Below are 23002 nucleotides of genomic sequence, written 5' to 3'. Positions count from 1 at the left end.
GTTCGGATCTAGGGTGAAGGCAAGCAAGGTTCTCGGAAGGATCGAGCCGATTAAGAATGAAGAGGTGGCTATACTTAATGAAAAAAACAAAATTATCCAAAGCACAAAGCAATTACAAAGAGGCCAAAGAACGCTTCGAAAAGGCGAATGAGGCATTTCAAAATAAGCTCGCAGTTGTTAAGGTACTTGGTACCGTCACTCAAACAAAGGTTGAAGAGCTCATTGAAGAAACAGATCTTCATACGGCATTGAATGATTTGGGAGCAGCTGAAACCGCATTGCTGGAATGGTCGCATGAAGCCATTCAAAGTGAAAAAGACTATTTGCAAAATAAAGAAACGATTGACAAAATGTATACTTTTATTGACCAAGATCCTGACATCAAAGCCAAACTGATTCAAGCTGCAATGAAAATCGTCTAAAAAAGCTTTACCTGACAGCGGAGGAGATCAAGCCTACCGTTGTTTTTGCTATTTAAGGGAATACTATCCTAGATGATGAATCAACCAAGCACATGAAAATATCAAAATGCCTATTTATATTCAATTGCACCTAAACAGGGTAATAGACATACATACATAAGTTTGAAAAGCACGAAAAAGTAAAGGGGAGGTGATGGGGTTTTGTCTGAGAAGCTGAATGAGAATGTCATTCTTTTCCCCAAAACCGTCGAGTTTTACCAATATGAACTGACCCGAATGCTGGAAACCGAACGTTACGGCGAGGCCATTCAAATGCTTAGTTTCTTGTTAACCTGTCACCATCAGGATCGACGGATTGAGGAAGAGTGGGAGGCATTGCTACAATGGCTGCAGACGATGTTTCCAGAAGAGGTATTTGCTTTTGGAGAAGAAGGCGAAGAGGACCTGACGGAAACGGAACTGCTTAGGCAGCATTTGTCAATAAAAACACAGTCAGACAGCGGCTACGCCGAGAAGCTGCTTGGCATGCTCGAGCATCCACAATCCTTGGAAAATCAGCTGCTCGCCTTAGACCAATTGGCGTTTATTGAGCATCCTGATATTAATGCCAAGCTAAGTGAATGGTTGTCAGCGAGTGAGCAGCATCCTTTGATCCAGTACAAAGTGCTGCAAACCTTAAAGCTCCGAGGGGTCACAGGTCCTATACAGCTTGAAAAGCATGGCGAAAGAATCATTGTTCAAATAGAGGAGACTCCCAAAAGCTTTGACGATTTTCCCTTACCCATCCATGATATCATGGAGCGGTTCGAAGAAATAAGCCAAACCCAACAGCCGGCTTTATTTTATTTTGCCCAAGAAACCTGGAATGAATTTCTAGCCTTTATTTATGGAACGGCTCAATATCACCAGATGCTTCGCGAGGAATGGGATTCTGTAGATGTTTGGGCTGCGGCCCTTCATTTGGTATTGCTCGAAAAGGTGTTTCATAGTGGGGGAAAAGAAGAAATTATGGAGCTTTATGGGATAACTAATGATTTGATGTTTCAATGGGAGCAGGCTTACCGGGTGATGCTCCAATTTGCTGTGGAAATATTCTCTCAAAGACCGATAGAATGATTTTTATAGGCTGTGCTTGAAAAAGAAATAGTATATGCTATAATAAGATGGTTATATTGGCGGCAACAACAATTCGACGTTTATCAAAATGATAACGAATTGTAATGGATAATTTTTGGAGGGGAAAGCATAAAATGAAAGCAAGCTGGGAAAAGATAGAGAAGAACACAGGTGTTCTTGATGTAGAAGTTGAGGCAGATCAGGTAGCTGCTGCTCTCGATAAAGCGTTTAAAAAAGTAGTTCAAAAAGTAAATGTACCAGGCTTCCGTAAAGGAAAAGTGCCTCGTTCTATTTTTGAAGCTAAATTTGGCGTAGAAAGCTTATACCAAGAAGCTTTGGATATTGCCGTTCCTGAAGCTTATGTATTAGCTGTTGAAGAAACAGGCATCCATCCGGTTGACCGTCCAGAAGTGGACGTTGAACAATTTGGTAAAGGTCAAAACCTTAAGTTTAAAGCAACTGTCATTGTTAAGCCAGAAGTTGAGTTGGGCGAATATAAAGGCATTGAGCTTGAAGCGAAGCAAGCCGAAGTTACTGAAGAAGAAATTAATGAAGAGCTGGACAAGTTGCAAAAGCGTCATGCTGAGCTAGTTCCTCTTGAAGAAGGCGCAGCCGAAAATGGCGATGTCGTTTCTATTGATTTCGAAGGTTTTGTAGATGGCGTTGCATTTGAAGGCGGCAAAGCTGAGAAGTATTCCCTTGAATTGGGCAGCGGTAGCTTTATCCCAGGTTTTGAAGAGCAGGTTGTTGGATTAAGCAAAGGCGATTTGAAGGATATTACCGTTACTTTTCCTGAAAATTACCAATCCGAAGATCTACAAGGCAAGGAAGCTCTTTTCAAAATTGAATTGCACGACATCAAACGCAAAAATTTACCTGTTCTTGATGACGAGTTTGCTAAAGATATCAGTGAGTTTGAAACATTGGAAGAGTTCAAATCCGATCTTACAAATAACCTGAAGGTTCGTAAGCAAACCGAAATCGAACGCGGTAAAGAAGCGGATGTAGTTGAGAAAGCTGCTGCAGCGGCTCAGCTTGATATCCCTTCAATCATGATCGAAAACGAAACCTCCCAAATGGTTAAGGAATTCGAAAATCGCTTGCGCACGCAAGGGATGAACATCGAAATGTACTACCAATTTACCGGCCAAAACGATGATGCTCTTAAATCCCAAATGCGTGATGATGCAGAAAAACGCGTCCGCAACAATTTGGTGCTAGAAGCGATCGCCAAAGCTGAAGGTATCGAAGTTAGTGAAGTTGAGATACATCATGAACTAAATGTATTGGCTCCTTCTTACCAACGTTCGCCTGCAGAGCTTTACAACATGCTGAATGCAAACGGTAATATCGAAGATCTTAAACATGACTTGATTGTTAAGAAAACAGTAGCTTTCTTGCTTGAAAACAGCAAATAAATGATAAGGTAGGCACGTATAATTATGCGTGCCTTTCTTTATAGGAAAAATAAGCGAGAATTTTTAAACTATTGTTTATAATCAGCTGGAATAAGGCATGTGATCCAATATTTAACAATATACGTAATAATGAAGTACATAAGTAAGGCCTTTGGTTATATTGTAGTACTTACGAGAACACGTAGCTTTCGCGCCCAACCAAGGAGTCCAGAGGGCAACGTCCTTTGGGACCCTCCCTATAGGGAGGGTTTGGGAGGGTAATCCCCCCTCAGATTAGCGTAATGTTTTCTTTTCTGCTACAATAAAAAATGAACCACAATTTATAGCAAAGGGGTTGGAACAATGGGTCTAATACCTATGGTTGTCGAGCAAGAAGGACGCGGAGAGCGCTCGTATGATATTTATTCCCGCCTCTTAAAGGATCGTATCATCTTTATCGGTACGGGCATTGACGATGATGTTGCCAACCTCGTTATTGCTCAGCTGCTATTTTTGTCAGCTTCTGATGCCGAGAAAGATATTCATCTGTACATCAATTCTCCTGGCGGTTCGGTAACTGCCGGATTGGGTATATATGATACTATGCAGTTCATTAAGCCGGATGTTTCCACAATTTGTATGGGTATGGCGGCAAGTATGGGTTCCCTGTTATTAACAGCAGGTGCGCCAGGCAAACGCTTCGCTTTGCCTAATAGTGAGGTTATGATCCACCAGCCTTTGGGTGGCGTCAGAGGCCAAGCTTCAGACATAAGAATCCATGCAGATTGGATTATCAAAACCAAGCAAAAGTTGAATCAGATATATGTAGAACGGACAGGTCAAACATACGAAAAAATTGAGCGCGATACGGACCGTGACAACTTCATGAGTGCAGAAGAAGCCAAGAATTATGGGCTAATTGATGCGGTCATTACTCGTAGCGAATTGAATGGATAAGGAGTGATCCTATGTTTAAATTTAACGATGAAAAAGGCCAACTTAAATGCTCATTCTGCGGAAAGTCGCAAGAGCAGGTACGAAAGCTGGTTGCTGGACCAGGTGTTTATATATGCGACGAATGTATTGAGCTCTGCACAGAAATCGTTGAGGAAGAATTAGGTCACGAGGAAGAGCTTGATCTCAAAGATGTACCTAAGCCTAAGGAAATCCGTAATATTCTGGATCAATATGTAATTGGCCAGGAACAAGCGAAGAAATCGCTCTCAGTAGCCGTATATAACCACTATAAACGGATTAATTCTCAGCAAAGCAAGACCGAAGAAGTAGAATTGCAAAAGAGTAATATTGTTCTCCTAGGACCAACAGGTAGCGGTAAAACGTTGCTTGCCCAAACCTTAGCCAAAATTTTGAATGTACCATTTGCCATTGCAGATGCTACATCCTTAACAGAAGCTGGCTATGTGGGAGAAGACGTAGAAAATATTTTATTGAAGCTGATTCAAGCTGCAGATTACGATGTGGAAAAAGCGGAACGCGGCATTATTTATATCGATGAGATCGATAAAGTTGCGCGTAAATCAGAGAATCCTTCGATTACACGTGACGTATCCGGCGAAGGCGTGCAACAAGCGCTATTGAAGATTTTGGAAGGAACCGTGGCTTCCGTTCCTCCTCAGGGCGGCCGTAAGCATCCGCATCAAGAATTTATCCAAATCGACACAACGAATATCTTGTTTATTTGTGGTGGTGCTTTTGATGGTTTAGAACAAATTATTAAACGCAGATTGGGTAAAAAAGTGATCGGTTTCGGTACGGACGGTCTTAAAGTCGACCTGAAGCCAGGTGAGTACCTAACTATGGTCCTGCCAGAGGATTTGTTAAGATTCGGTTTAATTCCAGAGTTTGTGGGCCGTCTGCCTGTAATTTCTACATTGGAGCCGCTTGACGAGCCCGCATTGGTACGGATTTTGACTGAGCCTAAAAATGCACTTGTCAAGCAATACCAAAAGCTGCTTGAGATGGATAGTGTAAGCTTGGAGTTTAATCCTGACGCACTTGAGGAAATTGCCAAAGAAGCGATTAAGCGTAACACGGGTGCCCGTGGTTTAAGAGCAATCATCGAAAGCATTATGCTTGAAGTGATGTACGAGGCTCCTTCCCATACGGAGAATTCAAGTTGCTTGGTGACTAAAGAAGCCGTGCAAACAAAGATTGCTCCTGAAATAACAATTGCCAAAGACGGAAAGCCATCATTGAAGAAAAAAGAAGAGAGCGCCTAAGCTCTTTAATATTAACCATAGCAGCCTCCAATCCATTTCAAGGCTTTCCAGCTTTGAAATAGAGCGGAGGATGTTTGGTATCATGGGAGAGATATATGCGTATGTTCCACAGAGCGGAGACCATTCCCGTTAAAGTGCGGGATTTGACAATCGGCGGCAGTAACGAGGTTATCATGCAAAGTATGTGCACCACGAAAACTGCCGATGTGAAAGCAACCGTTGCGGAAATACACCGTTTGGAAGAAGCAGGCTGCCAGATGGTTCGAGTTACTGTTAATAATAAAGAAGCAGCAGAAGCGATTAAAGATATTAAAAGGCAAATTAAAATTCCATTAGTTGCCGATATCCACTTTGATTATCGCCTTGCCCTGCTCGCCATTGAGAATGGGATCGATAAGGTTCGGATCAATCCGGGCAATATTGGAAGGCGTGAAAAGGTTGAAGCGGTAGTTAAAGCCTGCAAGGAGCGGGGTATTCCTATTCGTATCGGCGTAAATGCAGGTTCCTTGGAAAACCATTTATTGGAAAAATATGGCTACCCAACACCGGAAGCGATGGTGGAAAGTGCCTTGTTTCACATTAATGTGCTTGAAGAGCTTGATTTTCACGATATTATCGTTTCCCTTAAAGCCTCTGATGTGCCGATGGCCATTGCGGCCTATAGCCAAGCGGCAGCAGCCTTCCGTTACCCGCTGCATCTGGGTATAACTGAAGCAGGCACCTTGTTCACTGGGGCGGTAAAAAGCGCAGCAGGCATTGGGGCGCTACTGAATATGGGTATTGGCAACACACTTCGGATTTCCTTAAGTGCTGACCCTGTCGAGGAAATTAAAGTGGCGCGTGAGCTGCTCAAAACCTTTGGTTTGATTACGAACGCGGCTACACTTGTCTCTTGTCCAACCTGCGGTAGGCTGGATATCGATTTATTCTCAATTGCCAATGAAGTGGAAGATTATATTTCCAAAATTAAGGTGCCCATTAAGGTTTCCGTATTGGGTTGTGCAGTAAATGGACCAGGTGAGGCAAGGGAAGCCGATATAGGCATCGCAGGCGCTCGTGGTGAAGGCATGTTATTCCGTTATGGAGTCATGATTCGTAAGGTTCCAGAAGCCGAGCTATTATTCGAACTGAAAAAAGAAATTGATATTATCGTGGAGCATTTTGAGCGGACGGGAGAAATTCCGGGCAGGAAGCATCACACCGTACAGACCTCATAATCTTTTATTCGATACCAAAGCAAAGTTTCCTGTAGCAGGGGAACCTTGCTTTTTTTGCTTTTTTGCATAGGTTGGGGCGTATTGACGAATAACATAGAAACAAACTTGCGAAAGGAGAGCATCAATGAAAAAAACGCTAATTAGTCTTTTGTTAGGCATGCTCCTTTTTTACTGTCCAGGGGGTAGGGACGACTATATAAATGGGTCTGCTGCTGTACAAGCAGAGGAGAGCAATTCGGCATCCGCCAAAAAAATAGCCATCGTAATCGATGACTTTGGCAATAATATGCAGGGGTCGGATGAGATAATGATGCTTACGATTCCGCTTACGATAGCGGTGATGCCTTTTATGCCAACCACAAGGCGTGATGCAGAATGGGCCCACAGGCTAGGACATGATGTATTGATCCATATGCCCATGGAGCCTTTGAAGGGTAAGAAGAGCTGGCTGGGTCCAGGGGCTATTACAACGGATATGCCAGACGAGGAAATACGGAAGCTGGTCCAGCAGGCAATAGCCGACGTGCCTTATGCAGTAGGTATGAATAACCATATGGGCTCTAAAGTGACGGCCGACAAAAGGGTAATGCGGATAGTATTGGAAGTGTGCAAAGACAACAATTTGATGTATTTGGATAGTAGAACTAATTACAAAAGTGTGGTCAAGCCAATAGCTGAAGAGCTGGGGGTGAGGGTACTGGAAAATCATATTTTTATGGATGATAGCTACAGCCCTCGCCATATACTCAAGCAGCTTCAGAAGGTCCATGATCATGTTTTAGAGCATAAGGCTACGATAGCTATAGGTCATGTCGGCACTCCAGGCAAGTATACAGCAGCCGCTTTGAAGCAGTCTTTACCCGCTCTGCAGCAAGTTGCTGAATTTGTAACGATCTCCAAGCAGACCCCTTAAGGGGTCTGCTTGGTTTGCAAATAAGCCATCACTCCTGCAGTTATCGATTCAGCCAATTGCTTTTGTTTTTGGGGCTGCATCATTTGCTCCCGATCCTGCGGATTGGAGATAAATCCCATTTCCACAATGACAGCAGGTACATGGACGTGCTTTAGCAAGAAATAAGTTTTACCATGGTGAGAGGCGCCTTGGGTAGCATAAAGCGTATTTAAAGATTGCTGCAAAGCCGCGGCTAATTGTTTGCTGGGCTCTGTATTTTGATGAAGAATTACAGGACCTCTTGCTTTGCTGTTGGTTGACCAATTCACATGAAGGCTAATTACAGCCTTGGGATGGATTTCATTGGCCAAATGGCTTCGTTGTGCCAGGTCTTTCAAATGGCGTGAACGGTGCCGATACCAGAGATTTTCACCACTAAGCGCATAGTCATCCATCCGGTTTAACAGCACCCGCAGCCCTTTTTCGCTTAACGAGCTGTAAATGAGCTTGCCCATTTCAAGATTGATATCTTTTTCATAAAGATCCCCATGGAGCGTTCCGCTATCTATGCCTCCATGGCCTACATCAATCAATACATCAACATGGGTTAAAAAAGGATTGAGCATATAAGGGTAAGGCTTGGCACTGGCGGATGTACTGATCCATGAAGAGCTTGTCATACCCAGCATTAAAACAAGTGTAAGCAACATAATTCTTAGTCGCATAGGGACCGATCACTCCTTCATTTGCATTCCTTCTATATCGTTCTCCCGCAAGATATTCTCATTCATGTTTGAAAACTTTCTCAGAAAGGATTAGCGGTTTCGAGAGAGGGGAATACTACCATGTATGCCAACACTTAAGCAAGTTTTGCTCCACGAACTCAGTGGATGCTTATCAAGTAAGTTTGCTTCACACAAACGCAGTGGATGCTTACGAAGTAAGTTTTGCTCCACAAAACTCATAGGAGGGACTCTAATGAATATTAGTGTGGTTTTGATGATTATTCAATTGTTTTTTGCAGCCGTTATCGGGATGTATTTCTGGAATTTATTGCGTAATCAACAGACGAATCGGAGCGCTATCGATAAGGAATCCAAAAAAGAGATGGAGAAGCTGCGCAAGCTGCGTTCCATTAGTTTAAACAAGCCTTTGTCTGAGAAAACAAGACCGGTTTCCTTGAAGGATATTGTGGGGCAAAAGGAAGGCTTGCGTGCCCTCAAAGCTGCTTTATGCGGAGCTAACCCGCAGCATGTGATCATTTATGGCCCGCCGGGGGTGGGTAAAACGGCTGCTGCACGCGTCGTTCTGGAGGAAGCGAAAGCCAACAAGGACTCACCTTTTCGTCCTGATGCTCTCTTCACTGAAGTGGATGCCACAACAGCACGCTTTGACGAGCGTGGCATTGCAGACCCGTTAATTGGCTCTGTCCACGACCCGATCTACCAGGGAGCTGGAGCGATGGGAGTCGCAGGCATTCCACAGCCCAAGGCTGGAGCGGTTACGAAGGCACATGGCGGCATTTTGTTTATTGATGAAATCGGTGAGCTGCACCCCCATCAAATGAATAAGCTGCTTAAAGTACTGGAAGACCGTAAAGTTTTTCTGGAGAGCGCTTATTACAATTCCGAGGATACCAGTATTCCGAGCTATATCCATGATATTTTTCAAAATGGGCTGCCTGCCGATTTTCGGATGGTGGGAGCGACAACGCGCAATCCTCAAGAGTTGCCGCCTGCCATTCGTTCACGCTGCTTGGAAATTTATTTTCGCCCCTTACTGCCCGATGAAGTTGGGAGTATTGCCGAGAAGGCCATCATGAAGATCGGCTTCCCTGTCCATGATGCTGCCGTTGAAGTGGTCAAGAAGCATGCGACTAACGGCAGAGAAGCGGTTAATATTATTCAGCTTGCAGCGGGAATGGCGCTAACGGATGGGCGTAAAGGGATAACGGCCGGTGATGTGGAGTGGGTTGTGAATAGCTCGCAGATTCCGCCAAGAGCCGAGAAGAAGATTGGCTCCAAGCCCGAGATTGGATTTGTTAATGGATTGGCTGTGTATGGTCCCAATCTGGGAACGGTACTGGAGATCGAGGTTATCGCTGTTCCGTTGGTACAATCGGGAATAGGGAGGCTGACCATTACAGGAATCGTTGAGGAGGAGGAAATGGGTGGCGGTTCAAGAACGATACGACGAAAAAGCATGGCACGTGGCTCAGTTGAAAATGTGATGACTGTATTGCGTAGGCTGGGGATTAATCCTTACAAGTATGACCTACACGTAAACTTTCCGGGGGGAACTCCTATTGATGGACCTTCAGCAGGGGTGTCGATGGCAGTTGCCATAGCTTCAGCGATTTTGCAAATTCCGGTAGACAATCATATAGCGATGACTGGAGAAATTAGCATTCATGGGAAGGTAAAGCCGGTTGGTGGTGTAGTTTCTAAGGTTGAAGCAGCCTTTCAGGCAGGCGTGACAAAAGTGATCATTCCTAAAGAAAATTGGCAGGAAATTTTCAGTGGGCTCCACGGCCTGGAGGTTATTCCGGTCGAGTCGATTGAAGAAGTCTTGCATGTAGCCCTCGGTGTACAGTTTACGCTGTTATCGGAGCCTAATGGTGTCCAGCCTGATTCTTTGCCTTCTGCATCCATTACCGTCCTGCACGCCGATTCGCTGGAGTGATAAGCAGCGGTCGGTGTTCTTTTTTTCTGCTATTTAGTACTGATTGGTGTTTTGATATCAATTTTGATAAAATGTAAACGTCAGCGAATGCTACGCAGTCGACTTTGCGTGCAAAGCAAAGTTCTCAGGAGGTGCTTCAAGATGGGACCGAATAAAATGAAGGTGCGGCGCTTGCCATTACTTCCGTTGCGCGGCTTGCTCGTTTATCCGAGTATGGTATTGCATTTGGATGTTGGCAGGGAGAAATCAGTAAGAGCGCTGGAGAAGTCCATGGTGGACGACAGCATGATTTTGCTTTGCTCGCAATCGGAAATAAATATTGAAGAACCTACCACAGAAGATATATACCGTATCGGCACTATAGCCAAGGTCAGGCAAATGCTCAAGCTGCCTAATGGCACGATTCGTGTACTGGTCGAAGGTGTTGTACGAGCGGAAATAACTGAATTTTTAAACAATGAAGATTACTATGAAGTACAGGTTAGGGAGCTTCCCGAGCAGCAAACGACTGACTCCGAGATTGATGCTTTAATGCGGACGGTGTTGCACCAATTCGAGCATTACATTAATTTATCCAAGAAAGTAACGCCGGAAACATTGGCAGCTGTTTCAGACATTGAGGAGCCAGGACGTTTGGCTGATGTCATATGCAGTCATTTATCTTTGAAGATCAAAGACAAGCAGGACATTTTGGAATTGATTCCGGTTAAAGAGCGTTTGGAAAAGCTGCTTAGCATTTTAAATAATGAACGTGAAGTGCTGGAGCTTGAACGTAAAATTAGCCAGCGTGTCAAGAAGCAAATGGAAAAAACACAGAAGGAATATTATCTTCGCGAGCAGATGAAGGCCATTCAAAAGGAGCTTGGCGACAAGGAGGGGCGTACTGGTGAGATTGAAGAATTACGCTCCTTGCTTGCAGAAACTCCAGTGCCGGACAAGGTGAAGGAGAAGATCGAGAAAGAAATCGATCGGCTGGAAAAAATGCCGGCAACTTCGGCAGAAGGCGGCGTTATTCGCAATTATATCGATTGGTTGCTGGGTATCCCTTGGTCGGATTTTACAGAGGATGACCTGGACATTATCCGCGCTGAGGAGATTTTGAACGAGGACCATTACGGCTTGGAAAAGCCGAAGGAACGCGTGCTGGAATATTTGGCTGTCCAACAGCTTGTCAAAAAGCTAAAGGGTCCCATTCTTTGCCTGGTAGGGCCGCCAGGAGTAGGTAAAACGTCAATAGCCCGTTCGATAGCCCGTTCTTTAGGTCGCCAATTTATCCGTATTTCGCTTGGGGGCGTACGGGATGAAGCTGAAATACGTGGACATCGCCGTACTTATGTCGGGGCGATGCCAGGACGGATCATCCAAGGGATGAAAAATGCCGGCAAAACGAATCCGGTATTCCTGCTGGACGAAATCGATAAAATGGCGATGGATTTCCGTGGAGACCCGTCTGCCGCGCTTTTAGAGGTATTGGATCCGGAGCAAAACAGCACCTTCAGCGACCACTATATTGAGGTGCCCTTTGATCTTTCGAATGTCATGTTTGTGACGACTGCCAATGCTGTGCATAATATTCCTCGGCCGCTCTTGGATCGGATGGAGGTTCTGTATATTCCCGGCTACACCGAGATTGAGAAGCTGAGGATAGCCCGGAACTTCCTGCTTCCGAAGCAGCAGAAGGATCATGGCCTTGAAGAAGAGCAGTTGGTTGTCGAAGAGGAAGCCCTAATGCGTATAGTCAGGGAATATACCCGTGAGGCAGGCGTGCGGAATCTGGAGCAGCAGGTATCGGCTATTTGCCGTAAATCGGCCAAAAGGCTAGTTTCCAAGCTGACGGATAAGGTGGTTATTACTTATGATAGTGTGAAGGACTTCCTGGGACCTTCCAAGTATCATTATGGCATGGCTGAGGAGACCGACCAGATCGGAGCTGTAACAGGACTTGCCTGGACGGAGGTTGGAGGCGACACCCTTGTTATTGAAGTGACCGTCATGCCGGGCAATGGCAAGCTGACACTGACAGGCAAGCTGGGCGATGTGATGAAGGAATCAGCCCAGGCCGCTTATAGCTTCACACGTTCACGCGTAGGGCAATTGCGTATTGCGCCTGATTTTCATGAGAAGGTAGATGTCCATATCCATATCCCGGAGGGCGCTATCCCTAAGGATGGACCGTCTGCGGGCATTACCATGGCGACCGCTTTAATATCGGCGCTGACGAATATCCCGGTTTCACGTGAAGTTGCGATGACCGGTGAAATTACACTGCGCGGCCGGGTGCTGCCGATCGGTGGTTTGAAAGAAAAAAGCCTGGCGGCGCATAGGGCAGGCATACGTACGATTATCATTCCGAAGGATAATGCCAAGGATTTGGAAGAAATTCCCGAAAGCGTCCGCAATGAGCTGAGATTTATTCCTGTGGCACATATGGATGAAGTATTGGAATATGCATTAGTCAAAACAGTAGGGGTTTAAGTAAAGGGCTTTTTAGCACCTTAAAGAGAGAGTGAATGAACAATGAAGGTCAATCAAGCTGAATTTATTATCAGTGCGGTTGGTCCGAGCCAGTATCCTGACGACGCCTTGCCCGAGATTGCTCTGGCAGGGCGTTCGAATGTCGGTAAATCATCATTGATTAATCGAATGATTCAGCGCAAAAATCTGGCACGTACCAGCTCCAAACCAGGTAAAACCCAGCAGTTAAATTATTATCGAATTAACGAGGACTTATATTTTGTCGATCTGCCAGGCTACGGCTATGCCCAGGTTTCGAAATCAAAACGTGAAATTTGGGGTAAATTTATAGAAGGCTATTTAATGCATCGCGAGCTGCTTAAGCTGGTGCTGCTCATTATTGACTTGCGCCATCCCCCTTCCAAGGATGACCAAACGATGTATGCATGGCTGAAGCATAATGATGTGCCAATGTGTGTAGTTACAACCAAAGCGGATAAAATCACGAAGGGCCATTGGGCCAAGCATGTCAAAATTGTTAGAGAAACGCTGCAAATGGCTAAAGATGATCCATTGGTAGTATTTTCTTCCGAGCTTGGTGTAGGTAAAGATGAGCTATGGGCAATGATTGAGAAGGAGATTGACTGGCCTCAGCCTGAGGCTCCTGAAATCGAAAATATTTAATTCAGGGAGTGGGTGCTATGTGCAATCAGCATGTGTTAACGAAATCGTGAACCGGTTTAATGATCAGGCTGATGCGCAAGCCGCGCTACCAATGAAGCAGTACATGCGTAACCAATTTGAATTTCTAGGAATCTCAAGCCCTGCAAGAGTAGCTTTAACGAAGCCTTGGGTGAAAGAGTTTAAAGGCATGGTGGAGGATCAGCTAGAGCAAGCTGTTAAGATGCTTTGGGATTTACCGGAGAGGGAATATCAGTATGCTGCTGTTTCTTTGCTGGAGGAACATAAAAAGAAGTCTGGCATCGACCATATCGACCTGTTGGAATGGCTCATGATAAATAAGTCATGGTGGGATACGGTAGATACTATAGCATCGCATTTGGTGGGTAGCTATTTCCTCCGTTACCCCGAGCAGGTTGCAGTCTATACAGAAAAATGGATGGTTTCCGGCAATTTGTGGCTGCAGCGTACTGCCTTGTTATTTCAATTGGCATATAAAAAGCATACCGACGTGGAGCGCTTATTTTCATATATAGCAATGTGTAAAGATTCCGAGGAGTTTTTCATTCGTAAAGCGATCGGCTGGGCATTAAGAGAGCTATCCAAATCGGATCCACAAGCGGTTCTTAGGTTTGTGAAACAGCATACTCTTTCTCCTTTGAGCTATCGGGAAGCACTAAAGGTTATCAACCGCGACCGCAATATTTCTGATCTTAACGATAAGTGATTTCGTGCTGTGGAAGTAGAAACTTTACATGCTGTTTCGTCCCCACGGTAGGGAAATGCAATACATTAGCAGGGAAACAGAGGGATTTCACTATAAACATGGAAATTTTCGAAAAAAGAGCGATATTTTCTTGAATACAGCGGAATTTAGTGAATTGAAGGCAGGAATATAAATAAATTATGTAGTATAATAATCGTATTAAATGATCGAACTCAATTTTGTTTTAAACTCAGGGGTAATTTTTACAGCTCGAAAATAAAGAATCGAGGGATTTTTATGGCAATGAGGTTAGCGACTGAATATGTCAAAACCTGCCTACAACTAACGGAAGCCGAAATGGCCATGTTTATTCAAATGTTTACAGATCAACAAACAACCCTGCAGGTCAAAATTCTCGACAATGGCAATCAAGAAGTTGTGCTGTTAGATGACGCTGGCCAAGAAATTGTCCTATCCTTTGAACGAAATCATAATGTTTATAAATGTATAGGTTCCTGCCGGATCCGCAATAAGACTCTGGTTAATTTAATGCGCAAAGCGGTATCAACCTTTAAGGGAAGCGCCACAGTACACCGTATTTATGAAACCTACATCATGATATATGAATATGATAAAGGCTCGGTTATTCGAATTGTTGAAAGCAAAAATGCCCATGAAAAAGTGATTTACGAATATAAAGATCCACTCGGACAGCTCGAACGCTTATTTAACAAGAATGAGGTTGAGCAAGAAATTGACCAGATTAAAGCCCAAATTAACAGCTTCCTTGATTTTAGAAATGACATTCATGAAGTTGTCGTGCATGATTTAATTGATGATAATTTAAAAAAATTGACCCATCGATTGTTCGTCCTCGAAGCTTAAGTTATATATAAGTTTGCCTATCCAACTTCCATTCCTGACAGGGATCGGAAGTTTTTTTGTTGGTCATATGAAAAAAATGTAAGGCTGCTAGGCGGATTGTTCGAAAAAAAAGTATTGCATTTATGTTCAAATGATGTTACTTTTAATCTCGTTGAAAATAAACAAAATAGGAACCAGGATTCACTCAGGACATTATTGTTGCGAGAGATTACTCCCTCGGGAAGTGAATGACGTAGGTCCTAGCGGATGAAATTTTTCAAACATTTTATTCCTAGGAAGGGGGAACCGAGAGATGGAATACTCAACTTTCGGAAGACACGTTGCTGTAGACACTTGGGGGGTTGATTTTAATCTTCTAAACAATGCAGAATGGTTACAAACACAAATGGTAGAGGCAGCAGAGGCGTGTGGAGCAACCGTAATGTCTGTTCAAGCCAAGCAGTTTGAGCCACAAGGCGCGACAGTGTTAGTATTGCTATCAGAAAGTCATCTGTCCATTCATACTTATCCCGAGAAAGGTTTTGCTGCATTGGATTGTTACACTTGTGGCGAGACGGTAGATCCGCAATTAGCTATTGATTATATGATTTCTGTTCTGAAGCCTGAGACCACACATGCGAAAAAGATTATTCGAGGCATGGGCGAGTTGATCGTTGAAACACCCGTTATTAAACAAGCGCAGTTGATAAAATAGAGCCATAATGAACTATCATAAAGCCATATATAAAATAATACCCCGGAGAAATCCGCGGGTATTATTTTTTTTGCCTTCTGCCCATACAATGTACAAGGCATGCATGGCTGTGAAGCTAGCTTGCTCTTTAAAATAATTTAAGTATGGCGGATGGGAGCGGAGTGGTCGGGGTGTTCTGGAGATAGCGGAGCGGTGCCTTTGTTTAAGGATTTTTACAGCTAATGTCTTATCTAATCAATAAAAACCTTGAACAATAGCAATCCGAGGAATATCCCGACCGCGCAGCAGCAATGTTCATACTTCAAAGGAGGAACTAATGAAACCAAAACGAAAAGTAATCGGAAGCATGCTTTTGATAGCCTTAATCGCTTGGATCGGCTATCAAATCCATGGTATGGGGCAAGACGCTGTAGAAAAGCAGGATGCGGGCAAGTTATTGTACCAAGTTTCTTTGTTCCAGATGGAAATATTGGGCGGCTATTTGTATAATATGGATAAGGTCAAGGATACCGAGAGCTTAAATCCGCTACAGCAGGCTATCTACACGGCTACATACACGCATGGACAGCTAGTCCTTGCCTATGGCACCAAAGACCTTGCACCTCTTCCAGGGCTGTCTGAGCTGATGCAGTTTATGCTACGGCTGCAGGTTGGTGGGCAGCGTCCGTTGAAATCAGACGAGGTGCAGACATTGATGGAGGTCCGCAAGCAATTTTCTATCCTTTTTGATGCGTACAGTAAGCTGCTTTCTTCATATGATGAGATGAATTCATCACAAAATGCATCAATGGCCAAAGCCGATAAAGCTATAATGGAGCTGCTTCGCAAAAAAATGCAGCTTTAACTTGTTTGAGGGATAACAAAGGAAGTATAATCCCAAAGGGATTGGTCGAAAATAAAACGATTAAGCTTGTCGAGAACGTTTCTTTCACACTTTATACAAAAATTTTGTCGGAGAATTTGTATGATATATGCTATAATGATCAGAGATTATATGGAGGGAGGCAGGTACCACTATGCATATTGTTGTGGCGGGCTTGAATTACCGGACAGCTCCAGTATCCATCCGGGAGCAATTTACATTTACTGAAAGAGATCTTCCGGCAGCACTTCATGAGTTGAAGGCAATGAAAAGTGTCATGGAATGTGTGATAGTGGGCACCTGCAACCGGACGGAATTATATATCGTAGTCGACCGCGAGCATGTATGTGGACATTACATTCGCGAGTTTATTGAAAAACGATTTGGCATTGCTAGGGATGAATTTAACAAACATTTATATATTTATGAAAATGAAAAGGCGATTGACCATTTATTTAGAGTAGCCAGCGGCTTGGATTCGATGGTGGTTGGTGAAACTCAAATTTTAGGTCAAGTGAAAGATGCCTTTTTGCTGGCACAGCAAAAGAAAACGACCGGAATTATGTTTAATACTTTGTTTAAGCAAGCTGTTACCTTTGCCAAACGTGCCCATACCGAGACGGGTATAGGCGATAATCCGGTTTCGGTTAGCTATGCCGCGGTTGAGCTTGGCAAACGAATTTTTGGCAGCTATGACCAGAAAAAGGTGTTAATTATTGGGGCGGGCAAGATGAGCGAATTAACGGTCAAGCACCTCTACGCTAACGGAGCAGATAAGGTGATCGTCGCTAATCGAACCTTAGCCCGAGCCCAGGAATTAGCGGAGAAATTCCATGGTGTAGCCTGTACCATGGACAAGCTTGGCGCCTGTTTGGATGAAGTGGATATCGTCATTAGCTCCACGGGAGCGGCTGAATTGGTATTAACTCGTGAGCAAGTAGCCCTTGCCCTCCAGAAGCGTCGATCACGTCCTTTATTTATGATCGATATCGCTGTTCCTAGAGATTTGGATCCAGCCATTGGTGATTTGCCGAATGTATTTTTGTATGATATCGATAATTTACAATCCATTGTCAACAATCATTTGCAGGAACGTCAGGAAACAGCTGTCCTGATTGAGGAAATGATAACGAAGGAACTGATCGCATTCGAGCAGTGGACCAAGACGCTTGGAATTAGCCCACTCATTCAAGCGCTGCAAACCAAAGCAAGCTCAATCCATGAAGAAACGATGGATAGCTTAACGAAAAAGCTGCCTGACTTGGACGAAAGAGAACTGAAGATTATACGAAAATTAACGAAAAGTATCGTGAATCAGATGCTAAAAGATCCAGTTAACCGTATTAAAGAAATGGCAGCTGAGCGGCATGGGGATGAAGCATTGGACTATTTCACTAAAATATTTGCATTAGAGGAGCAATTGGCGGAGCGAGAGCGCTTGGAATTAGCAGCCGAACAGCTGGTATCTGACCATGCAAAAAATCAGTGGAAAGAAGAGCTGCTAACGAAAGTCTCCATGACACCTATAGATGCCTTGGCCAAATCGTAATCGGAAGAGGTGACTTGGTCGATGGTAACGAAAAGCTGGTTGTACGATGCCATAATATATATATATGCCCTGAGCCTGCTGTTTTACTTCTCGGACTTTGTTGGTCCTAATCGAAGCGCAAAACGGATGGGTACAGGGTTGCTTTCTTTTGTATGGGTATTGCAAACGATATATCTCGTATCTGGTTTAATTTATCATGATCCGTTGGTCGCTTTTTCAATGTTCGAAACCTTGTTTATGCTGACTTGGCTGCTTGTTACTCTTTCGTTGATCGTGAACCGGTTTTTCCGAATAGAGTTTTTCGTATTTGTAGTGAACGTGTTAGGGTTTACGGTCTTGGCATTAAATTTTTTTAGCAATCCGAAGGTGTCGCCATCATTAGCTTCCTGGAATATTCAAGACGAGGTTCTTTTTATTCATATTTCTTTTTCGATTCTAAGCTATACGGCATTCGTTGCCGCGGCTGTATTCTCAGGTATGTATTTGTTGCTGCACCACCAGCTTAAAGAGAAGAAATGGTCTAAGTTGATGCAACGTTTGCCAAGTCTTGACAAAACCGATCAATATTCTTATGTATCCGTCATTATAGGAGCGCCACTGCTGCTCCTAGGCATGTCCATTGGTGTTGTCTGGATTGCATTAGAGGATAATCCTGCACTTTTTTTTGACCCTAAGGTTATTAATTCTTGGTTTGTATTATTGGCATACATTTTTTATTTGTTTCAAAGGGGCATGTTAAAAACCCCGGGGTATAAGCTTGCACTTTGGAATTTAGCTGCTTTTTTTATCATGGCGCTTAATATCGTATTTGCCAATTTTTATTCTTCCTTTCATCAATGGTCATGATAGATTGTGGCTTCTAGCAGGATTGGGGTAATGAAAGGTGACTATAAATAGTGATTCTATAGCTTATTATCCATTGTTTGCAAATTTAACAGGTAAAGCTTGTGCTATTGTTGGGGGCGGGGCTGTAGCCGAACGAAAAGCCGCTTCCTTACTGGAAGCGGGGGCATTGGTGACCGTTATAAGCCCAGCTTGCAGTGCACAGATGGAAAGCTGGGTACAGCAAGGTAAGCTGGCTTTAGTGCGTGAAGGCTACCGTGCTGGCATGTCAGCAGTAGCTCAGGCTACGCTCGTATTTGCGGCAACAGATAGCTACGAGATTAATGAATCCATACGTTTGGAAGCGGAGTCCTTGGGCAAGCTGGTTACAGTAGCTGATCATACCGCAGGCAGCGGCTTTATCGTACCAGCTGTTGTGCGTAGAGGGCGGCTGCTTATCGCCGTGTCTACAGGAGGCGCCAGCCCGGCTGTTGCGAAGAAAATTAAGCAGGAGCTGGAGCACACGTTCGGCAGTGAGTATGAGGACTACTTGGATCTGCTACAGGAGCTACGGCTGTTAATCCAATCGTTAGTAGGCAATACGGTTGTGCGACAGCATGTATTTAAGCTCATGCTTGAATGGGATCTTATCGGCTTTATCCGATTAGGTCATTTGAAGGCAGCTTGGAAGCGGGAGCTATTTGATCGTGTAACACAAACACCAACCCTTGATGGGATGGTGCGGATAGGGCTTTGGATTCAAGGCCACTTACATTAAAGGGGGTAGGCTGATGCGCAAGATAGTGGTGGGCACGAGGCAAAGCGCACTAGCTTTGACACAAACCGAGCAGGTGGTCGGCCATCTCCAAGAGATTAGCCGTAAGCACGGTCTCCAGTGCGAATTTGAATTAAAAAAAATTGTGACTAAAGGGGATCGCATCCTGGATGTTACCTTGTCCAAGGTTGGTGGCAAAGGCTTGTTCGTGAAAGAAATTGAGCAAGCTTTATTCGATCATGAAATCGATTTGGCTGTACATAGCATGAAGGATATGCCTTGGGAGCTTCCCGAAGGGCTTACGATCGGAGCTATACCTCTTCGTGAGGATGCGAGAGACTGTTTAATTACCCAAGAAAGCCTGCAGCTAGCTGACTTGCCCCAAGGTGCCAGAGTAGGCACCAGCAGCTTGAGGCGCTCCTCTCAGCTGCAGCATTACCGCCCTGACCTTCGCATAGAATCGATCCGTGGCAATATTGATTCGAGATTGAAGAAGCTTGAGGCTGAAGGCTTCGATGCGATATTGCTTGCCGCTGCGGGATTGCATCGAATGGGCTGGAAGGATCGGATTAGCGCTTACTTGCCAACGGATATTTGTTTACCTGCCGTAGGGCAAGGTGCCCTATGCATTGAATGCAGAGAAGGCGATACCGTGGTGCAGGATTTGCTCCATTATTATAACGATGAGCTGACTAAGCTTGCTGTGATGGCGGAACGAAGCTTTCTAGGAAAGCTCAATGGAGGCTGTCAAGTGCCTATCGGGGCCTATGCTACTATTGAACCGGATGCTTCTAGTGGAGCCCGAATGATAACCTTGACGGGAATGGTAGGCTTGCCGGATGGTACGGTGATGTTGAAAGAAACCAAAACAGGAACCGATCCTGAGCAATTAGGCCATGATTTGGCTCTTTTGTTAATTGAACGTGGTGCTTCTGATATATTAGATAGTTTTAGGGGTGAATAAAGTGAAAAAAGGCGTCGTATATCTGGTTGGAGCAGGACCTGGAGACCCCAAGCTTATCACCGTTCGTGGTTTAGAGGCGATTCAGCGTGCTGATGTTGTCGTATACGATCGCTTGGCAAGTCCACGGCTGCTAAGGCATATGAAGCCAGGTGCTGAGAAAATATTCGTCGGCAAGCTGCCGGACAAGCATATGCTCAAGCAATCCGAAATTAATCAGCTACTGGTTGATTTGGCACTACAAGGTAAAACGGTAACACGTTTAAAGGGTGGCGATCCCAGTGTATTCGGGCGTGTTGGTGAGGAAGCAGAGCTATTGGCGGACAATGACGTGACATTTGAAATTGTCCCGGGCATTACATCAGCGATTGCTGTTCCAACCTACGCGGGTATACCCGTAACCCATAGGGATTTCACTTCTTCCTTCTCTATCGTTACTGGACATGAATACCAGAATAAAACCTATAGCAGTGTAAACTGGGAGAATTTATCGCAAGCTTCGGGAACACTGATCTTTTTAATGGGCGTCGCCAATTTAGAGTTTATATGCAATAAGCTCATAGATGGCGGTAAAACGACTTCAACTCCTGTGGCCTTAATCCGTTGGGGAACGTGGATGGACCAGGAAACGCTGACAGGAACATTAAGTGATATTGTAGAGAAGGTACGAATTGCTGAATTCAAATCTCCTGCGATCATTATTGTCGGGGAAGTCGTCAAGCTTAGGGATAAGTTAGCCTGGTTTGAGAAAAAGCCGCTTTTTGGCAAACGAATTCTCGTCACAAGAGCCCGCAGCCAAGCTAGTGACCTCGTGTATACGATTGAGGATTTAGGTGGCGAGGCGGTAGAGTTCCCGGTTATTCGCATCCAAGCACCAACTGGAACTGATGCGCTACAAGAATTAGGAAATGCTTTAGCGCGTTTGGGTGATTTTGACTGGGTTATTTTTACAAGTGTTAACGGGGTCGAACATTTTTTTGAGCAAATCCGGGAGCGGCGTATCGATATACGTGTGCTGCATAAAGCGCGAATTGCGGCAGTTGGGCCGAAAACCTCAGAGGCTTTGCTACGGCGAGGGCTTCAGGTTGAATCCTTGCCTTCCAAGTTTCAGGGTGACGAGCTGCTCGCATCGATTGCCGAGAACATGCTGCCAGGACAGCATGTGCTGCTTCCGACTGCAGATATAGCTAAAGCTTATATTCCTGCTAAATTGAAGGAATTAGGCTTGCAGGTGACAGAGGTCGATGTTTATGAAACCGTACTGGAAACAAACGGCGGCGCCGAAGTTATAGAAATGCTGAAGCAAAAGATAATTCAAATTATTACATTTACAAGCTCTTCCACTGTCAATAATTTATTCCTTGCATTCAAAGAATTAGGAGTGGACGACCCACTAGAGCTGATGAAAGGCTGCCAAATCGCCTGTATCGGTCCAGTGACGGCTCAAACAGCAGTTGAGGCTGGATTAACTGTCGATTATTTGGCAGAGGAAGCAACTGTCGAATCACTTGTGGAAATTTTAACTAAGAATAAAGAATAAAGAATAAAGGCTTACTATTGTAGGAGGCAAAAGGTTATGGGTTTTCCCATTGTACGTAATCGTAGATTAAGAGGCTCAGCATCGTTACGCAATATGGTAAGAGAAACAACTGTTACCGTTCATGATCTTATTTATCCTATATTTGTTACCTATGGAACAGGCGTTAAGGAAGAGATTTCATCCATGCCAGGCGTTTACCATTTATCTTTGGATCTTTTGGAGCAGGAGCTACAAGAGATTGCTGCACTTGGTATTCAGTCGATCCTGTTATTCGGTGTTCCTGAGCATAAGGATGCACAGGGCAGCTCTGCTTTCGATACCAATGGTATTGTCCAGCAAGCGACCCGCCTCATCAAAAAACAGCAGCCACAAATTGTTGTTGTTGCGGATACCTGCTTATGCCAGTTTACAGACCACGGGCATTGTGGTGTTGTGCATTTCGACGAGTCCAAGCAACGTGCCGATGTGCTAAATGATCCATCGCTTGAGCTGCTGGTGCAAACAGCTGTCTCCCAAGCTGAAGCGGGCGCTGATATTATTGCGCCATCCAATATGATGGACGGCTTCGTGTACGCGATTCGCCAAGGCTTGGATGAAGCGGGCTTCGAGAATATTCCGATTATGTCCTATTCCGTTAAGTTTGCTTCTGCTTTCTACGGACCGTTCCGGGAAGCGGCACATTCAGCACCACAGTTTGGTGATCGCAAAACGTACCAAATGGATCCGGCGAACGGGCGCGAAGCACTCCGGGAGGCTGAGGCCGATGTGGTCGAAGGCGCGGACTTCCTGATGGTAAAGCCGGCATTGGCTTATATGGATCTTATTCGGCAGCTACGTGATCAATTCGACCTGCCGCTTGTGGCTTACAATGTGAGCGCCGAATACTCCATGGTAAAGGCAGCGGCACTGCAGGGATGGATCGATGAAAGGGCAATCGTTATGGAAATGATGATTGGCTTCAAAAGGGCAGGCGCTGATTTGATTATTACTTATTTTGCTAAAGATATAGCGCAGTGGTTGCGTGAATAGGTCTTGAAATTGGTATCGCCTTCGTTAAAAAGCTTTTCTTGTGCAACGGCAGTTGTGTGGGGAAAGCTTTCTTTTATA

Annotated in this window: 21 protein-coding genes; 20 read left to right on the top strand and 1 reads right to left on the bottom strand. The window is 44.6% G+C overall.

The window, feature by feature from the left end; genetic code table 11:
• Positions 1-77: 77 nt before the first annotated feature.
• From G9U52_RS09845 to G9U52_RS09815, 7 genes are all read left to right on the top strand, one after another.
• On the top strand, positions 78-422 hold the full coding sequence (locus G9U52_RS09845) for a hypothetical protein (protein WP_166148848.1): 345 nt from the start codon (positions 78-80) through the stop codon (positions 420-422).
• Positions 423-623: 201 nt separating this feature from the next.
• Positions 624-1538: a hypothetical protein gene (locus G9U52_RS09840; protein ID WP_166148846.1), complete on the top strand. Its 915-nt coding sequence runs from the start codon at positions 624-626 to the stop codon at positions 1536-1538.
• Between the two features lie 134 nt (positions 1539-1672).
• Positions 1673-2956 carry a trigger factor gene (gene tig / locus G9U52_RS09835; protein ID WP_166148845.1) on the top strand — a complete coding sequence of 428 codons (1284 nt, stop codon included), beginning with the start codon at positions 1673-1675 and terminating at the stop codon, positions 2954-2956.
• Positions 2957-3298: 342 nt separating this feature from the next.
• Positions 3299-3892, top strand: a complete 594-nt coding sequence (clpP, locus tag G9U52_RS09830; RefSeq protein WP_166148844.1) for an ATP-dependent Clp endopeptidase proteolytic subunit ClpP — start codon at positions 3299-3301, stop codon at positions 3890-3892.
• An 11-nt stretch (positions 3893-3903) separates the two neighbouring features.
• A complete protein-coding gene (gene clpX, locus G9U52_RS09825) occupies positions 3904-5175 on the top strand; it encodes an ATP-dependent protease ATP-binding subunit ClpX (protein WP_166148843.1) in 1272 nt (423 codons plus the stop codon).
• A 101-nt stretch (positions 5176-5276) separates the two neighbouring features.
• On the top strand, positions 5277-6392 hold the full coding sequence (ispG, locus tag G9U52_RS09820) for a flavodoxin-dependent (E)-4-hydroxy-3-methylbut-2-enyl-diphosphate synthase (protein ID WP_166148842.1): 1116 nt from the start codon (positions 5277-5279) through the stop codon (positions 6390-6392).
• A gap of 124 nt (positions 6393-6516) precedes the next feature.
• Positions 6517-7305: a divergent polysaccharide deacetylase family protein gene (locus G9U52_RS09815; RefSeq protein WP_166148841.1), complete on the top strand. Its 789-nt coding sequence runs from the start codon at positions 6517-6519 to the stop codon at positions 7303-7305.
• Here G9U52_RS09815 and G9U52_RS09810 read toward each other — a convergent pair.
• Positions 7302-8009 (bottom strand): N-acetylmuramoyl-L-alanine amidase family protein, encoded by a 708-nt coding sequence (locus G9U52_RS09810; RefSeq protein WP_166148840.1) that lies wholly within the window; start codon positions 8007-8009, stop codon positions 7302-7304. The two genes, G9U52_RS09815 and G9U52_RS09810, sit on opposite strands and share 4 nt — an antisense overlap.
• Positions 8010-8262: 253 nt before the next feature.
• On the opposite strand from G9U52_RS09810, the gene lonB reads away from it, so the two are divergent.
• The 13 genes from lonB to hemB all read left to right on the top strand — a co-directional run bounded on the left by lonB (position 8263) and on the right by hemB (position 22924).
• The gene (gene lonB, locus G9U52_RS09805) at positions 8263-9966 is read left to right on the top strand and encodes an ATP-dependent protease LonB (RefSeq protein ID WP_166148839.1); all 1704 of its coding nucleotides are present in this window, start codon (positions 8263-8265) and stop codon (positions 9964-9966) included.
• A 141-nt stretch (positions 9967-10107) separates the two neighbouring features.
• Positions 10108-12441 carry an endopeptidase La gene (gene lon / locus G9U52_RS09800; RefSeq protein WP_166148838.1) on the top strand — a complete coding sequence of 778 codons (2334 nt, stop codon included), beginning with the start codon at positions 10108-10110 and terminating at the stop codon, positions 12439-12441.
• 42 nt (positions 12442-12483) lie between these two features.
• A complete protein-coding gene (gene yihA, locus G9U52_RS09795; protein WP_166148837.1) occupies positions 12484-13104 on the top strand; it encodes a ribosome biogenesis GTP-binding protein YihA/YsxC in 621 nt (206 codons plus the stop codon).
• Positions 13105-13123: 19 nt separating this feature from the next.
• A complete protein-coding gene (locus G9U52_RS09790; protein WP_311764840.1) occupies positions 13124-13828 on the top strand; it encodes a DNA alkylation repair protein in 705 nt (234 codons plus the stop codon).
• 276 nt (positions 13829-14104) lie between these two features.
• Positions 14105-14692 (top strand): non-ribosomal peptide synthetase module, encoded by a 588-nt coding sequence (locus tag G9U52_RS09785; RefSeq protein ID WP_166148834.1) that lies wholly within the window; start codon positions 14105-14107, stop codon positions 14690-14692.
• A gap of 292 nt (positions 14693-14984) precedes the next feature.
• A complete protein-coding gene (gene speD / locus G9U52_RS09780; RefSeq protein WP_166148832.1) occupies positions 14985-15386 on the top strand; it encodes an adenosylmethionine decarboxylase in 402 nt (133 codons plus the stop codon).
• A 316-nt stretch (positions 15387-15702) separates the two neighbouring features.
• Positions 15703-16230 (top strand): S-adenosylmethionine decarboxylase, encoded by a 528-nt coding sequence (locus tag G9U52_RS09775; RefSeq protein ID WP_166148830.1) that lies wholly within the window; start codon positions 15703-15705, stop codon positions 16228-16230.
• A 172-nt stretch (positions 16231-16402) separates the two neighbouring features.
• Positions 16403-17797: a glutamyl-tRNA reductase gene (gene hemA, locus G9U52_RS09770; RefSeq protein WP_166148828.1), complete on the top strand. Its 1395-nt coding sequence runs from the start codon at positions 16403-16405 to the stop codon at positions 17795-17797.
• 21 nt (positions 17798-17818) lie between these two features.
• Entirely contained in the window at positions 17819-18643 is an 825-nt protein-coding gene (locus tag G9U52_RS09765; RefSeq protein ID WP_166148826.1) for a cytochrome C assembly family protein, read from the top strand.
• A gap of 37 nt (positions 18644-18680) precedes the next feature.
• A complete protein-coding gene (locus G9U52_RS09760; RefSeq protein WP_166148824.1) occupies positions 18681-19397 on the top strand; it encodes a precorrin-2 dehydrogenase/sirohydrochlorin ferrochelatase family protein in 717 nt (238 codons plus the stop codon).
• Between the two features lie 13 nt (positions 19398-19410).
• Positions 19411-20358 (top strand): hydroxymethylbilane synthase, encoded by a 948-nt coding sequence (gene hemC, locus G9U52_RS09755; protein WP_166148822.1) that lies wholly within the window; start codon positions 19411-19413, stop codon positions 20356-20358.
• A 1-nt stretch (position 20359) separates the two neighbouring features.
• Positions 20360-21895 (top strand): uroporphyrinogen-III C-methyltransferase, encoded by a 1536-nt coding sequence (gene cobA, locus G9U52_RS09750; protein ID WP_166148820.1) that lies wholly within the window; start codon positions 20360-20362, stop codon positions 21893-21895.
• A 36-nt stretch (positions 21896-21931) separates the two neighbouring features.
• Positions 21932-22924, top strand: coding sequence for a porphobilinogen synthase (hemB, locus tag G9U52_RS09745; protein WP_166148818.1), 993 nt, complete (start codon positions 21932-21934; stop codon positions 22922-22924).
• The last annotated feature ends 78 nt before the right edge of the window (positions 22925-23002 follow it).

Source organism: Paenibacillus agricola, assembly GCF_011440305.1.
Classification (GTDB): Bacteria; Bacillota; Bacilli; order Paenibacillales; family NBRC-103111; genus Paenibacillus_S; species Paenibacillus_S agricola.
The sequence above is the reverse complement of the archived record's forward strand: the minus strand, read 5'-3'. Positions and strand labels throughout refer to the sequence as shown.

Bases quoted from the DNA above. Each gene is read 5' to 3' on its own strand.
- G9U52_RS09845 (WP_166148848.1), top strand. From the start codon at position 78: ATGAAAAAAACAAAATTATCCAAAGCACAAAGCAATTACAAAGAGGCC.
- tig (WP_166148845.1), top strand. From the start codon at position 1,673: ATGAAAGCAAGCTGGGAAAAGATAGAGAAGAACACAGGTGTTCTTGAT.
- clpP (WP_166148844.1), top strand. From the start codon at position 3,299: ATGGGTCTAATACCTATGGTTGTCGAGCAAGAAGGACGCGGAGAGCGC.
- clpX (WP_166148843.1), top strand. From the start codon at position 3,904: ATGTTTAAATTTAACGATGAAAAAGGCCAACTTAAATGCTCATTCTGC.
- ispG (WP_166148842.1), top strand. From the start codon at position 5,277: ATGTTCCACAGAGCGGAGACCATTCCCGTTAAAGTGCGGGATTTGACA.
- G9U52_RS09815 (WP_166148841.1), top strand. From the start codon at position 6,517: ATGAAAAAAACGCTAATTAGTCTTTTGTTAGGCATGCTCCTTTTTTAC.
- G9U52_RS09810 (WP_166148840.1), bottom strand. From the start codon at position 8,009: ATGCGACTAAGAATTATGTTGCTTACACTTGTTTTAATGCTGGGTATG.
- lonB (WP_166148839.1), top strand. From the start codon at position 8,263: ATGAATATTAGTGTGGTTTTGATGATTATTCAATTGTTTTTTGCAGCC.
- lon (WP_166148838.1), top strand. From the start codon at position 10,108: ATGGGACCGAATAAAATGAAGGTGCGGCGCTTGCCATTACTTCCGTTG.
- yihA (WP_166148837.1), top strand. From the start codon at position 12,484: ATGAAGGTCAATCAAGCTGAATTTATTATCAGTGCGGTTGGTCCGAGC.
- G9U52_RS09785 (WP_166148834.1), top strand. From the start codon at position 14,105: ATGGCAATGAGGTTAGCGACTGAATATGTCAAAACCTGCCTACAACTA.
- speD (WP_166148832.1), top strand. From the start codon at position 14,985: ATGGAATACTCAACTTTCGGAAGACACGTTGCTGTAGACACTTGGGGG.
- G9U52_RS09775 (WP_166148830.1), top strand. From the start codon at position 15,703: ATGAAACCAAAACGAAAAGTAATCGGAAGCATGCTTTTGATAGCCTTA.
- hemA (WP_166148828.1), top strand. From the start codon at position 16,403: ATGCATATTGTTGTGGCGGGCTTGAATTACCGGACAGCTCCAGTATCC.
- G9U52_RS09765 (WP_166148826.1), top strand. From the start codon at position 17,819: ATGGTAACGAAAAGCTGGTTGTACGATGCCATAATATATATATATGCC.
- hemC (WP_166148822.1), top strand. From the start codon at position 19,411: ATGCGCAAGATAGTGGTGGGCACGAGGCAAAGCGCACTAGCTTTGACA.
- hemB (WP_166148818.1), top strand. From the start codon at position 21,932: ATGGGTTTTCCCATTGTACGTAATCGTAGATTAAGAGGCTCAGCATCG.